This window comes from Streptomyces sp. NBC_01314, from assembly GCF_041435215.1.
Classification (GTDB): domain Bacteria; phylum Actinomycetota; class Actinomycetes; order Streptomycetales; family Streptomycetaceae; genus Streptomyces.
In genome coordinates, this window is record NZ_CP108394.1 from 9,680,014 (window position 1) to 9,693,252 (window position 13,239).

A 13,239-nucleotide genomic window follows, 5' to 3' on the forward strand; every position below is an offset into this window, starting at 1 on the left:
GGACGGGCCGTCCTCATGACCGAAGGCAGCACAGGCGCTTCGCACGAACCACCGGGCAGCCGGTGGTACGACAACGAGGCCGGGCCTCTCGTTCGCCCCTACGCCATGACGGGCGGCCGCACCAACCCCGGCCCGAACGGGGCCCGCTTCGACCTGATCGCACTGGTCTCGCTCTACACCGGCGCACCCGGTGCCGACGACGACACCTCACTCGGCCCGGAACACCGCGCACTCGCCGAACTGTGCCGCACCGAGACCCAGTCGGTCGCCGAACTCGCCGCGGGCACCGACCTGCCCGTCGGCGTGGTGCGGGTACTCCTCGGCGACCTCCTGGAACTGGGTCGCGTGACCGTCAGTCGCCCCGTTCCCCCCGCGCAGCTGCCGGACGAGCGGATCCTGCGCGAGGTGATCGAGGGGCTCAAGGCGCTGTAGACGGACAAGCGCATGGGCCCAGCCCGTACCGACTCGCGCATCCAATCCGGCACCGAACGAGCACAAGCGGTCGGTGACATGAAATACCGGTCCAACGCCCCACGAAGGAACGGCAGTTGCCATGATGCTGACTCCTCACAGCCGAACCGACGTCGACCGCGGCCGACACTCCCGAGAGAAGTGATCGATGGTCTCCGAGCACTCCGATGAGACAGAGGGCGACACGGGCGCCCTGGCACTGAAGATCCTCGTCGCCGGTGGATTCGGCGTGGGCAAGACCACCCTGGTCGGCGCGGTCAGCGAGATCAGGCCCCTGCGCACCGAGGAACTCCTGAGCGAGGTGGGCCAGTCGGTGGACGACACCGACGGGGTGGACCAGAAGGTCACCACCACCGTCGCCATGGACTTCGGGCGCATCACCATCAGGTCCGGGCTCTCGCTCTACCTGTTCGGCACACCGGGCCAGGACCGGTTCTGGTTCCTGTGGGACGAGTTGGCACAAGGGGCGTTGGGCGCCGTCGTCCTCGCGGACACGAGGCGGCTCCAGGACTGCTTCCCGGCCGTGGACTACTTCGAGCACCGCCACATCCCGTTCGTGGTCGCCGTCAACTGCTTCTCGGGAGCCCGCGCGTACGACGCCCCCGACGTCTCCCGCGCCCTAGACCTCGACCCGGGCACTCCCGTGGTCCTCTGCGACGCCCGGGACCGCGACTCCGGGAAGGAAGTACTGATACGGCTCGTCGAATACGCCGGACGGATGCACACCGCCCGGCTGCTCGACTCCGTGGGCTGAACCGGCGCCAACACGTCCGTACCTGGCCGGTTTCCGTCGCTCGACACCGCTGTTTCGGGTGGGGAAGCGCCCGTTGTCGCTGTTCGGGAAGAAAGGCCGCCATTCCTTGTCGGTCATCTTCCTTGCCATGTCCCCATCCTGCTTGCTCCGACGCCAGCGGTGGGGAAGGCTGAATCGTCGGATCCTCCTTGCCAGGGGGGAACGACGAAACGGGGAGTAGGAACGATGGTGCAGAACGCGGGACTCGGTTGGCTGCTGGACGACCTGACCGAGCGCGTGGAACCCATACGGCACGCCTTGGTGCTGTCCAACGACGGACTCGTCACCGCGGCGAGCACCGGCCTGCGGCGCGAGGACTCCGAACATCTCGCCGCGGTCTCGTCGGGACTGCAGAGCCTCGCCAAGGGCTCGGGCCGCCACTTCGGAGCCGGTGACGTACGACAGACGATGATCGAGTTCGACGACGCGGTGCTCTTCGTCACCGCGGCCGGACCGGGCAGCTGCCTCTGCGTGCTCAGCGCCGCGGAGGCGGACATCGGACAGATCGCCTACGAGATGACGCTGCTCGTGAACCGCGTCGGCGAACACCTCCGAGTGGACGCCCGCCAGCCCGAACGCTCGGCCGCGATGGATCGCTGACCTGCTGCTTTCGCCGTTGCGGGCAGAGTTGTCCACAGGCCCGCCACGACTTTCGGCGAACGGGCTACGGTTTTTCCCGAGGCGAGCGCGAGACCGGCGCGAGCACCGCACCACACGGGGGAGAACCACCATGTCCGGCGACACCATCACGCCATCCGCCACGCCCGGCACGACCACCGAGCCCGGCACACTCACCACGCCGAGCGCCGCCCCGGCACCGGCCGGGGCGACCGGCCGCACCGTCACGCTGAGCCGCGCCGCCCGCGAACTGGGCCTGAAACGAAGCGAACTCGACCTCGCCGTACAACTGGGATGCCTACGAACAGTCGTCGACGAGGGAGGCGGAGACCGTCGGATCGCACGGGCGGAGATCGACCGGCTCCGTGCCGAGAGGGGCTTTCCGGAAGCACTCCGGGAACGGGTCGACGCCGTAGGTTCCCACACGGCCTCCCAGATCCTCGGCGTGCCGGCGTCCCGGTTCATGCGTCTCGCACGGCTGGGGTTGGTCACGCCGGTCAAGTACTACCTCAACCGCTACCGAGCCGTGGTCTGGCTCTATCTGGCGTCCGAACTGAGGCAGTTCGTGGCCGAGGAGAAGAACGCCCGATGGCTGACGGGTCGTATGCCGGAGGACCTGAGGCGTCAGCTGGAGGCGGGGCTGGACCTACGCCCCCGGAACTGGCGAGGGCGCCATCTCGGATTCCTGCTGCGGCAGGCCGAGGACCCCTGGCGGCGCGCTGCCGCTCCGGCCGCCCTGCTCGATCCGATCCAGGTCGCTGAGATCGTCCAGGACCCCTACGAGCGGGCTCACTTGAACCGCCACCGGCCCGCACGGGCCGACCACGGGCCGCCCGACTCTCCCGCCGCGCAGATCACCGCGTGGATCATGACGGCGGACGACCCCGATGAGATCGAATGGCTGCGGACAAATCTCCGGCAGTCCCTCGTCGAGGCCCGCGCCCACCGACTCGCACCGAGGCCCCGCCGCAAAGTGCCGGCGTCGGACACCGCCCGGCACGAGACGCCGGTGGCGGCAGCGCGACCGGCACCCCACCTGCCCCGGGGCGGGCGCCGACCCGGGAAACCGCGGCCGACGGCCGGCACGGCTCCCGAGGGGCGACGCGGCCTGCTGGGCTGGCTCCTGCGCGGACATCACTGACCTGCCGGTCAGGCGCCGAGCTTGCGGAACAACCCTTCCTGGACGACCGACACGAGCAGACGTCCCTCCAGGTCGTAGATACGGCCGCGGGCCAGCCCGCGGCCGCCCACCGCGATCGGCGACTCCTGGTCGTACAGGAACCACTCGTCCGCGCGGAACGGCCGGTGGAACCACATGGCGTGGTCCAGCGACGCCATGTCGAAGCCGCGGGGCCCCCAGAGGGGCTCGACCGGGATACGGACGGCGTCCAGAAGGGTCATGTCGCTGGCGTACGTCAGCGCGCAGGTGTGCACCAGCGGGTCGTCCCCCAGAGGCCCCACGGCCCGCATCCACACCGCGCTGCGCGGCTCGGCGTTCTCGACCTCCTCGGCGGTCCAGCGCAGCCGGTCGACGTACCGGATGTCGAAGGGCTGACGCCGGGCCATGCGCTCCAACTGCTCCGGGAGCGCGCCCAGATGCTCGGTGATCTCCTGGGACACCGTCGGCAACGACTCGGGGTCCGGCACCTTGCGGACCGGCGGCAGCTGATGCTCGAAGCTCCCCTCTTCAGGCTTGTGGAAGGAGGCGGTCAGATTGAAGATCGTGCGGCCCTGCTGCACGGCGGTGACCCGGCGCGTGGTGAACGACCGCCCGTCGCGAACCCGCTCGACCTGGTACACGATCGGCACCCCCGGACGGCCCGGCCGCAGGAAGTACGCGTGCAGCGAGTGCACCGGCCGGTCGCCCTCCGTGGTGCGTCCGGCGGCGACCAGTGCCTGGCCGGCGACCTGGCCGCCGAAGACCCGCTGCAGGGACTCCTGCGGGCTGCGCCCACGGAAGATGTTGACCTCGATCTGCTCCAGGTCGAGCAGGTCGACGAGCCGCTCGGCGGGGTTGGTCGTCATGTACGGGCCTCTCCAGTGCTCACAGCTGACCGACGTCGGTGACCTTGACGACGGCGCGTGCCTCTGCGTCCGAAGCCGCGAGGTCGATCTCCGCGCTGATGCCCCAGTCATGATCGCCGTTCGGGTCGGCGAAGGTCTGCCGGACGCGCCACAGCCCGTTCTGCGGCTCCTCCTCGATCATCAACAGCCTGGGGCCACGGGCGTCGGGGCCCGTGCCGAGCTCTTCGTACTCGTCCCAGTACTTGTCCATCGCCTCGCCCCACCGCTCGGTGTCCCAGCCGGACTCGGCGTCCAGCTCACCCAGCTCACCCACGTGATCGAGGGCGGCGAGCTCGACACGGCGGAACATGGCGTTGCGGACGAGGACACGGAAGGCGCGTGCGTTGGCGGTGACCGGCTTGACCTGGTCGGCCTTCTCCTGGGCCTCCTCGGCCGTCATCTCCTCGGGGTTGGCCAGCTTCTCCCACTCGTCGAGGAGGCTGGAGTCGACCTGGCGCACCATCTCGCCGAGCCAGGCGATCAGGTCCTCCAGGTCGTCCGACTTGAGGTCGTCGGGGACGGTGTGGTCCAGGGCCTTGAAGGCGCCCGCGAGGTAGCGCAGCACGATGCCCTCGGTGCGCGCCAGCTCGTAGTGGGACGTCAACTCCGTGAAGGTCATGGCCCGTTCGTACATGTCGCGGATCACCGACTTCGGCGACAGCGGATGGTCACCGACCCAGGGATGGCTTTTGCGGTACGTGTCGTACGCGTGGAAGAGCAGCTCCTCCAAGGGCTTGGGGTAGCTGACGTCCTGGAGCCGCTCCATGCGCTCCTCGTACTCGACCCCGTCCGCCTTCATCGCGGCCACAGCCTCACCGCGCGCCTTGTTCTGCTGGGCGGCGAGGATCTGCCGCGGATCGTCCAGCGTGGACTCCACGACGGAGACCATGTCGAGGGCGTACGACGGGGACTCCGGGTCCAGCAGTTCGAACGCGGCCAGCGCGAAGGTGGACAGCGGCTGGTTGAGCGCGAAGTCCTGCTGGAGATCGACCGTCAACCGGACGATGCGGCCCTCGGCGTCCGGCTCGTCGAGTTTCTCGACGATGCCGCCGTCGAGGAGCGACCGGTAGATCGCGATCGCGCGGCGGATGTGCCGCAACTGCTGTTTCCGCGTTTCGTGGTTGTCCTCCAGCAGATGGCGCATCGCGTCGAAGGCGTTGCCCGGCCGGGCGATCACCGACAAAAGCATCGTGTGCGTGACGCGGAAGCGGGAGGTGAGTGGTTCCGGGTCGGAGACGATGAGCTTCTGGAAGGTGCTGTCGGTCCAGCCGACGAACCCCTCCGGCGCCTTCTTGCGGACCACCTTGCGGCGCTTCTTCGGGTCGTCGCCAGCCTTGGCGAGCGCCTTCTCGTTCTCGACGACGTGCTCGGGCGCCTGCCCCACCACGTAGCCCGCGGTGTCGAAACCGGCCCGCCCGGCGCGGCCCGCGATCTGGTGGAACTCACGGGCACGCAGCGTCCGCACCCGGGTGCCGTCGTACTTGGTGAGAGCGGTGAACAGCACGGTGCGAATAGGGACGTTGACACCGACGCCGAGCGTGTCCGTGCCGCAGATGACCTTCAGCAGACCGGCCTGGGCCAGCTTCTCCACCAGCCGCCGGTACTTGGGCAGCATGCCGGCGTGGTGCACACCGATGCCGTGCCGCACGTAACGGGAGAGGTTGCGGCCGAACTTGGTGGTGAAGCGGAAGTTGCCGATCAGTTCGGCGATCCGGTCCTTCTCCTCCCGCGTGCACATGTTGATGCTCATCAGCGCCTGCGCCCGCTCCACGGCCTGCGCCTGTGTGAAGTGCACGATGTAGACGGGAGCCTGCTTGGTGGCGAGCAGCTCCGTGATCGTCTCCGTCAGCGGGGTCAGCACGTACTCGTAGGAGAGGGGCACCGGGCGGGTCGCCGAGCGGACCACCGAGGTGGGGCGGCCGGTGCGCCGGGTGAGGTCCCCCTCGAACATCGCGACGTCGCCGAGCGTCGCCGACATCAGGATGAACTGGGCCTGCGGCAGCTCCAGGATCGGGATCTGCCAGGCCCAGCCGCGGTCGGCCTCCGCGTAGAAGTGGAACTCGTCCATCACGACCTGGCCGACATCGGCGTGTTTGCCGTCGCGCAGCGCGATGGACGCCAGCACCTCGGCGGTGCAGCAGATGACGGGGGCGTCGGCGTTCACGGAGGCGTCGCCGGTGAGCATGCCGACGTTCTCGGTGCCGAAGATCTTGCACAGCTCGAAGAACTTCTCCGAGACCAGCGCCTTGATCGGGGCCGTGTAGAAGGTGACCTCGTCGCGGGCGAGGGCCGCGAAGTGCGCGCCCGCCGCGATCATGCTCTTGCCGGAGCCGGTGGGCGTCGACACGATCACGTTCGCGCCGGAGACCACCTCGATGAGCGCCTCCTCCTGATGCGGGTAGAGCGTGAGACCGCGTTCCTGGGCCCACGACTCGAAGGCTTCGTAGAGGGCGTCGGGGTCGGCGGTCCGCGGCAGCTGATCGATGAGGGTCACGCCCCCATCTTGCCTGCACGCGCGGCCGATGGGGGAATCGGATGCCGGACGGAAGATCGCGAACGCTACGCTGTGGCGCCGACGGAATGTCAGCGCACCTGGACAACTGGACAGCGACTCAAGGCGCCTGGACAGCGGCACGAACGGAATGGGACGGGGCACCGCCATGATGGGACCAGCACACTCACTGTCGGGAGCCGCGGCCTGGCTCGGCGTAGGGGCGGCAGCGGCCGCCGCAGGGCACACGATGCCCTGGCCGGTCCTCCTGGTCGGTGCGCTGATCTGCGCGGGTGCCGCGCTCGCCCCGGACCTGGACCACAAGGCGGCCACGATCTCGCGCTCCTTCGGTCCACTGTCGCGCTGGGTGTGCGAGATCGTCGACAAGCTCTCGTACGCCGTCTACAAGGCGACCAGGAAGCAGGGCGACCCGCGCCGCTCCGGCGGGCACCGCACGCTCACGCACACCTGGCTGTGGGCAGCGCTGCTGGGCGCCGGTGCCTCCGCCATCGCCATCACGGGGGGCCGCTGGGCGGTGCTGGCCCTCCTCTTCGTGCACATGGTGCTGGCCATCGAGGGTCTGCTGTGGCGGGCGGCCCGGGGCTCGAGCAGCGATGTGCTGGTGTGGCTGCTGGCCGCGACCAGTGCCTGGATCCTCGCGGGTGTCCTGGACAAGCCGGGCAACGGGGCGGACTGGCTGTTCACACAGCCGGGCCAGGAGTACCTGTGGCTCGGGCTGCCGATCGTGCTCGGCGCGCTGGTGCACGACATCGGGGACTCGCTGACCGTGTCGGGCTGCCCGGTTCTGTGGCCGATACCGATCGGGCGCAAGCGCTGGTATCCCCTGGGCCCGCCGAAGGCCATGCGCTTCCGGGCCGGCAGCTGGGTGGAGCTGCGGGTGCTGATGCCGGTGTTCATGGTGCTCGGGGGAGTGGGCGCGGCGGCAGCGCTGAACTTCATCTGACGCGCCGCTCGGCCCTGGCCGAGCCCTTCGAAACCGGGTCAGCCGGACGGCGGACCCTCGTCCACGATGTGCATCGCCGCCTCCTCGGCGGAGGCGGCAGCCCCGTCGATGCCCACGTCGCTGGCGATCAGCCCGCTCTCCTCGTCCTCGTGCGCACCCTCGTCGGGAGCGACGAGACGGCCGGAGCGGAGGTCGCCCACCTCGCTGTCCAGGGGCTCGCCGTCGGTGTCCTGGGAGTCGCCGATACCGTCTCCGTCGGGGTAGGCGATGTCCGGGAGCTCCTCGGCGAGGCGTTGTTCCAGGGTCTCACCGCGCAGGCGCTCCGCCGCGGTGACACCGGTGTGCTCGACCGCCCATGGCCGCTCCGGTGGGGACCAGCCCCGGTCGAGGGGGTCGGCCACACCATCGGCGACCAGGGTGTCCTCGGCGTCCAGCAGCCCCGCGTCGTCCTGGATCTCGGATCCGTCTGGCTGGTAGACGTCGTCTCCCCAACCGCCGGCTCTGTCCACGGGTACCTCCAGTGGTGGGACGGGCCCGGTGCCACCGTTCGGCGACGGTGGGCGCGCGGACCGCTGGGCGACGGCCCGAACCCCGCGAACCGGGCGGTTCACGGGCGTCCCCCGAATCAGTGCCCACCACCAGCCTTCCACTCGCGTTCGGCACCGCGCAACGGCAGGGGGCCGGAGGCCGCCGGACCACCCGGCCGCCGCCCGTCATGGCCGGGTCCGTTCCGGGCCCGGCCGCAGGGAGCGGCCCGTGCGGTCCCGCAACCACCTGTGGCCCCGGTTCCGGCCGGGGACTCCCCGCCGAGGGGCATCGCATCCGCGACGGCCACGCCTGTGTGCCGGTCAGCCGTGCCACGACCTCCACAGGGCCGCGTACGCGCCGTCCGCCTCGACCAGTTCGTCGTGGCTGCCCAGTTCGCTGATACGGCCGTCCTCGACGACGGCGATGATGTCGGCGTCGTGGGCGGTGTGCAGACGGTGGGCGATGGCGACGACGGTGCGGCCGTCGAGGACGCGGGCGAGGGAGCGTTCCAGATGGCGGGCCGCGCGCGGGTCGAGGAGCGAGGTCGCCTCGTCCAGCACCAGCGTGTGCGGGTCGGCGAGGACCAGCCGGGCCAGCGCGATCTGCTGGGCCTGCGCCGGCGTGAGCGCGAACCCGCCCGAGCCGACCTCGGTGTCCAGCCCCTCGTCCAGTGCCTGTGCCCAGGCATCGGCGTCGACCGCGCCCAGCGCCGCCCACAGCTCGGCGTCCTGCGCACCCGTGCGGGCGAGGAGCAGGTTGTCGCGCAGGGAGCCGACGAACACATGGTGCTCCTGGTTGACCAGTGCCACATGGGAGCGGACGTCCTCGGCGGGCATCCGGGACAGTTCGGCGCCACCCAGGGTGATGCGGCCGTCGCGGGGTGCGTAGATCCCGGCGAGGAGCCTGCCCAGAGTGGACTTGCCGGCGCCGGACGGGCCGACGAGGGCGAGCCGGGTGCCGGGCGCGACCTCCAGGGACACCTTGCGCAGCACGTCGACGCCTTCGCGGTACCCGAAGTGCACCCGGTCGGCGTGGACATGACGGCCTTCGGGTGCCACGGCCGGGTCCCCCGCGTCCGGCTCGATGTCCCGTACACCGACCAGTCGGGCCAGCGACACCTCGGCGACCTGCAGCTCGTCGTACCAGCGGAGGATCAGGTTGATCGGGTCGACGAGCATCTGGGCGATGAGCGCGCCAGTGGTCAGCTGGCCGAGCCCGATCCACCCCTGCAGGACGAACACCCCGCCGACGATCAGGACCGAGCCGAGGACCGTGGTGTGCGTGAGGTTGATCACCGGGAAGAGCACCGACCGCAGCCACAGCGTGTACCGCTCCCAGGCGGTCCACTCCCGGACGCGTCGGTTCGACAGGTCGATGCGGCGCGTGCCGAGACGGTGGGCCTCGACCGTGCGGCCGGCGTCCACGGTCTCCGCGAGCACGGCGGCCACGGCGGCGTACCCGGCGGACTCCGAGCGGTAGGCGGAGGGGGCACGCTTGAAGTACCAGCGGCAGCCGAGCACCAGCAGCGGCAGGGCCAGCAGTACGGCGAGGGCCAGTGGGGGCGCGGTCACGGCGAGCCCGCCGATGAGCAGGGCCACCCACACCACGCCGATCGCCAGCTGGGGCACTGCCTCGCGCATGGCGTTGCCGAGCCGGTCGATGTCCGTGGTGATGCGGGAGAGCAGGTCACCCGTACCGGCGCGTTCCAGGACGCCCGGCGGCAGTCCGACCGACCGTACGAGGAAGTCCTCACGGAGGTCGGCCAGCATCCGCTCACCGAGCACGGCGCCGCGCAGCCGCACCTCCCTGACGAAAACGGCCTGCACGACGAGGGCGACGACGAACACCGCCGCCGTGAGTTCCAGATGGAGCTCCCGCGCCTCGTCGGAGACGCGTTCGACGAGGGTGCCGAGCAGGTAGGGGCCCGCCATCGAGGCCACGACGGCGATCGTGTTGACGGTGATGAGCAGGACGAAGGCCCTGCGGTGCCGACGGAACAGTTCGGCCACGTAGGAGCGTACGGTCGCGGGGGCGCCGACGGGCAGGGTGTTCGCCGTCGTCGGGGCGGCCGGATCGTAGGCCGGGGGCGCCACGCCGATCATGCGGTCTCCTCGATCTCTTCCAGTTCGTTCAGCACATCGCTGAGGGTGGTTTTGCGGTCCGGCGGCGGGCCCGCGAAGGCAGCCTTTCTGGCGGGCCCGGCGGCCGGAACGGCCTTCCCGTCGGGTCGGCCGGCCGAGGCGTCGTTCGCCTCCGGCCCACCAGCCGTCATGGCGTCGTTCGCTTCCGGCCCGACGGCCGTCACGGTGTCCTTCGCCTCCGCCCCGTCGGCTGTCGCGTCCTTCGCGTGCGCCCCGCCGGTCATTGCCGCTGTCGCGTGCGCGCCGTCGGCCATCCCCGCCTGTCCCCCGGGCCCGTCGGCCGGGGTGGTCTCCTCGTCGGTCTCGCGGGTGACGACGGCCCGGTATCGGGGTTCCTTGTGGACGAGGTCGCGGTGCAGGCCGACCGCCGTGACCTTGCCCTCGTGCACGAGGACGACGCGTTCGGCGAGGTCCAGGAGGAGAGGTGAGGAGGTGAAGACGACCGTCGTGCTGCCCGCCCGCAGTGACCGGATGCCGTCGGCGACGCGGGCCTCGGTGTGCGAGTCGACGGCGGAGGTCGGCTCGTCCAGGACCAGTACGCCCGGGTCCGTGATCAGGGACCGGGCCAGCGCGAGCCGCTGGCGCTGGCCGCCGGACAGGGACCGGCCGCGCTCGGTGATGCGTGCGTCCAACGGGTCCTCGGCGTCGAGCGACCCCTGGATCAGGGCTTCCAGCACGTCACCGCACTGTGCGGCGGCCAGCGCCTCCTCGGCGGTGACCTCGCCCGAGGCGGGGACGTCGAGGAGGTCGCGCAGCGTGCCGGAGAGCAGCACCGGGTCCTTGTCCTGGACGAGGACGGCCGTGCGGGCTGAGTCGAGGGGCAGTTCGTCGAGCGGTACGCCGTCGAGGAGCACGGAGGTGCCCTCCTCGGTGGCATGGCCGCCCAGCCGTTCCGCCAGTCGTCCGGCCGCGTCCGGGTCGCCGCACACCACCGCGGTGAGACATCCCGCGGGCGCGAGCAGCCCGGTCGCCGGGTCGTACAGGTCCCCGGTGGGCACGGTGGCCTCGCGCGACCCTTCGGTGTCCGTGGCACGCTCCAGTGACAGCACCCCGGCGGCCCGCTTGGCGGACGGACGGGAGAAGGAGTACGCCATCGCGATCTCCTCGAAGTGCCGGAGCGGATACGTCAGGAGCATGACCGCGCTGTACACGGTGACCAGTTCGCCGATCGTGATCCGGCCCTCGCGGGCGAGACCCACGCCGTGCCAGACGACCGCGATCATCAGCAGCCCCGGCAGCAGGACCTGGACGCCGGAGATGAGGGCCCACATACGGGCGCTGCGGACGGCGGCGTGGCGAACCTCCTGGGAGGCCCGGCGGTAGCGGTCGAGGAACAGCTCCTCGCCGCCGATGCCGCGCAGGACGCGCAGGCCCGCGACGGTGTCGGAGGCCAGCTCGGTGGCGCGGCCCGCCTTCTCGCGCTGGAAGTCGGCACGCCGGGTCGCGCGGGGCAGCAGCGGCAGCACGGAGAGGGCGAGGACGGGGACGCCCACGGCGACGATGATGCCGAGCGCGGGCTGGTAGACGACCAGACCGACACAGATCAGCACCACGGTGAGGGCCGCGGCGGTGAACCGGGAGACGGCCTCGACGAACCAGCCGATCCTCTCGACATCGCCCGTGGAGACCGCGACGATCTCACCGGCCGCCACCCGCCGCGTCAGCGCCGAGCCGAGCTGGGCCGTCTTGCGGGCCAGCAGTTGCTGGACGCGCGCGGCCGCCGTGATCCAGTTGGTGACCGCCGACCGGTGCAGAAAGGTGTCGCCCAGCGCCATCGTGAACCCGCACAGCACCAGCAGCACGCCCGCGAGGGCGAGCCGGGAGCCGGAGCGGTCGACCACGGCCTGGATGGCGAAGCCGACGCAGAACGGCAGCCCGGCCACGGAGGTGAAGTGCAGCAACCCCCATGCCAGCGCCTTGAACTGTCCGCCGAGCTGATTCCGACCGAGCCACCACAGGAATCGGGGACCCGACCGCGCGTCCGGTACACCTGGGTCTTTGTACGGAAGGTCTTGAATCTGCATGACGTCCCAGAGGCTCGTGTCAGGGTGGGGGGAAGTGGGGAGAAAAGGGGCGGCGAGGGCCGACGGCCAGCCGTGAAAGGTTCGCGTCGCGGCGTGGTCGGAAGCAAACGGTTTTCCGGCGTCGGGCAAAGTTTCGGCCTGGACCACCTGTCCGAGGCCCCGCGGGCGGGGCGGCGGGCAGCTGCGTCCGGTGCGCGGTGCGACGATGGACCGCATGCGAATAGGCGGTACGAGGCGGGGACGAACCGGCGTGGTGAGCGACGTGGGTGCGGGCTGTTCGGACAGTGAGGGTGCGATGAGGGGCACGGTGCACGTCCGGCTCGCGGCGGTGGTCTGTGGCGCGCTGGTGATGTCCGTGGCGGCGTGCGGAGGTCCGGGCGGCGCGAGCGACGGAGTCAAGGCCGACACGGGCGGCACGAAGTCCGGGCAGAAGACCGGCCGCGCCGAGGCGCGAACCGTGGACCCGACCCGTATCCCGGACGTCGGCGACCGTCTCCAGAAGCAGATCCCCGCCGAGTCCCGCCAGGTCGTGGCCGTCTACGGGGAGGGCGAGGACGATGCCGACGCCACGGTCGTGCTGTACACGAAGAGCGGTTCCACCTGGAAGAAGACCCGCAGCTGGGAGGGTCACAACGGCAAGAAGGGCTGGACGACCGACCATCGGGAGGGCGACAAACGCAGCCCCGTAGGGGTGTTCACGCTCAGCGACGCGGGAGGAGTCCTCGGCGACCCGGGTGCCAAGCTCCCGTACAGCCGGTCGGCGTCGTTCCAGGCGCCGCACTACTGGGCCAAGTCGCACTGGCACGACTTCGACTACGTGATCGCCATCGACTACAACCGCGTCAAGGGCACTGCGCCGATCGACCCGACGCGCCCCGAGGGCCAGTCGAAGGGCGGCAGCATCTGGCTGCACATGGACCACGGCAGCGGCACCTCGGCCTGCGTCAGCCTGCCCAAGTCGGGGATGGAGTACCTGCTGCGCACCCTTGACCCGGCCCGGCACCCGGTGATCGTCATGGGGGACAAGGCGGAGCTGAAGGCCTGAGGCGCAGGGAACCGTCGCGCGCTCGCCAGGCACTTCCGCGCACTCTTGTGGCCGGAGATCTCATTGCGGCGGGGTGCCCACTCCCCGTAGAACTCCGGCC

At 70.7% G+C, this 13,239-nt stretch carries 11 protein-coding genes; 6 read left to right on the forward strand and 5 right to left on the reverse strand.

The window, feature by feature from the left end:
- The first annotated feature begins 15 nt into the window (after window positions 1-15).
- The 4 genes from OG622_RS42635 to OG622_RS42650 all read left to right on the forward strand — a co-directional run bounded on the left by OG622_RS42635 (window position 16) and on the right by OG622_RS42650 (window position 3,023).
- Window positions 16-432: a DUF742 domain-containing protein gene (locus OG622_RS42635; protein ID WP_371582184.1), complete on the forward strand. Its 417-nt coding sequence runs from the start codon at window positions 16-18 to the stop codon at window positions 430-432.
- 187 nt (window positions 433-619) lie between these two features.
- Window positions 620-1,225, forward strand: coding sequence for an ATP/GTP-binding protein (locus OG622_RS42640; RefSeq protein ID WP_371582185.1), 606 nt, complete (start codon window positions 620-622; stop codon window positions 1,223-1,225).
- A 225-nt stretch (window positions 1,226-1,450) separates the two neighbouring features.
- Window positions 1,451-1,864, forward strand: a complete 414-nt coding sequence (locus OG622_RS42645; protein WP_371582186.1) for a roadblock/LC7 domain-containing protein — start codon at window positions 1,451-1,453, stop codon at window positions 1,862-1,864.
- Between the two features lie 130 nt (window positions 1,865-1,994).
- On the forward strand, window positions 1,995-3,023 hold the full coding sequence (locus tag OG622_RS42650; protein WP_371582187.1) for a DUF6397 family protein: 1,029 nt from the start codon (window positions 1,995-1,997) through the stop codon (window positions 3,021-3,023).
- An 8-nt stretch (window positions 3,024-3,031) separates the two neighbouring features.
- Here the strand turns inward: OG622_RS42650 and OG622_RS42655 are convergent, their stop codons facing one another.
- A complete protein-coding gene (locus OG622_RS42655) occupies window positions 3,032-3,907 on the reverse strand; it encodes an acyl-CoA thioesterase (RefSeq protein WP_371582188.1) in 876 nt (291 codons plus the stop codon).
- Between the two features lie 19 nt (window positions 3,908-3,926).
- On the reverse strand, window positions 3,927-6,440 hold the full coding sequence (locus OG622_RS42660; RefSeq protein WP_371582189.1) for a DEAD/DEAH box helicase: 2,514 nt from the start codon (window positions 6,438-6,440) through the stop codon (window positions 3,927-3,929).
- A 166-nt stretch (window positions 6,441-6,606) separates the two neighbouring features.
- Here OG622_RS42660 and OG622_RS42665 point away from each other — a divergent pair, with 166 nt between their 5' ends.
- Entirely contained in the window at window positions 6,607-7,401 is a 795-nt protein-coding gene (locus OG622_RS42665; RefSeq protein ID WP_371582191.1) for a metal-dependent hydrolase, read from the forward strand.
- A 38-nt stretch (window positions 7,402-7,439) separates the two neighbouring features.
- On the opposite strand, the gene OG622_RS42670 is transcribed toward OG622_RS42665, so the two are convergent.
- The 3 genes from OG622_RS42670 to OG622_RS42680 all read right to left on the reverse strand — a co-directional run bounded on the left by OG622_RS42670 (window position 7,440) and on the right by OG622_RS42680 (window position 12,094).
- Window positions 7,440-7,910, reverse strand: a complete 471-nt coding sequence (locus tag OG622_RS42670; protein WP_371582193.1) for a DUF5709 domain-containing protein — start codon at window positions 7,908-7,910, stop codon at window positions 7,440-7,442.
- Between the two features lie 339 nt (window positions 7,911-8,249).
- Window positions 8,250-10,031 (reverse strand): ABC transporter ATP-binding protein, encoded by a 1,782-nt coding sequence (locus tag OG622_RS42675; protein WP_371582195.1) that lies wholly within the window; start codon window positions 10,029-10,031, stop codon window positions 8,250-8,252.
- The gene (locus tag OG622_RS42680) at window positions 10,028-12,094 is read right to left on the reverse strand and encodes an ABC transporter ATP-binding protein (RefSeq protein WP_371582196.1); all 2,067 of its coding nucleotides are present in this window, start codon (window positions 12,092-12,094) and stop codon (window positions 10,028-10,030) included. Before OG622_RS42680 ends, OG622_RS42675 begins: the two co-directional genes overlap by 4 nt.
- A 295-nt stretch (window positions 12,095-12,389) precedes the next feature.
- Here OG622_RS42680 and OG622_RS42685 point away from each other — a divergent pair, with 295 nt between their 5' ends.
- The gene (locus tag OG622_RS42685) at window positions 12,390-13,139 is read left to right on the forward strand and encodes a hypothetical protein (RefSeq protein WP_371582198.1); all 750 of its coding nucleotides are present in this window, start codon (window positions 12,390-12,392) and stop codon (window positions 13,137-13,139) included.
- Window positions 13,140-13,239: the final 100 nt, after the last annotated feature.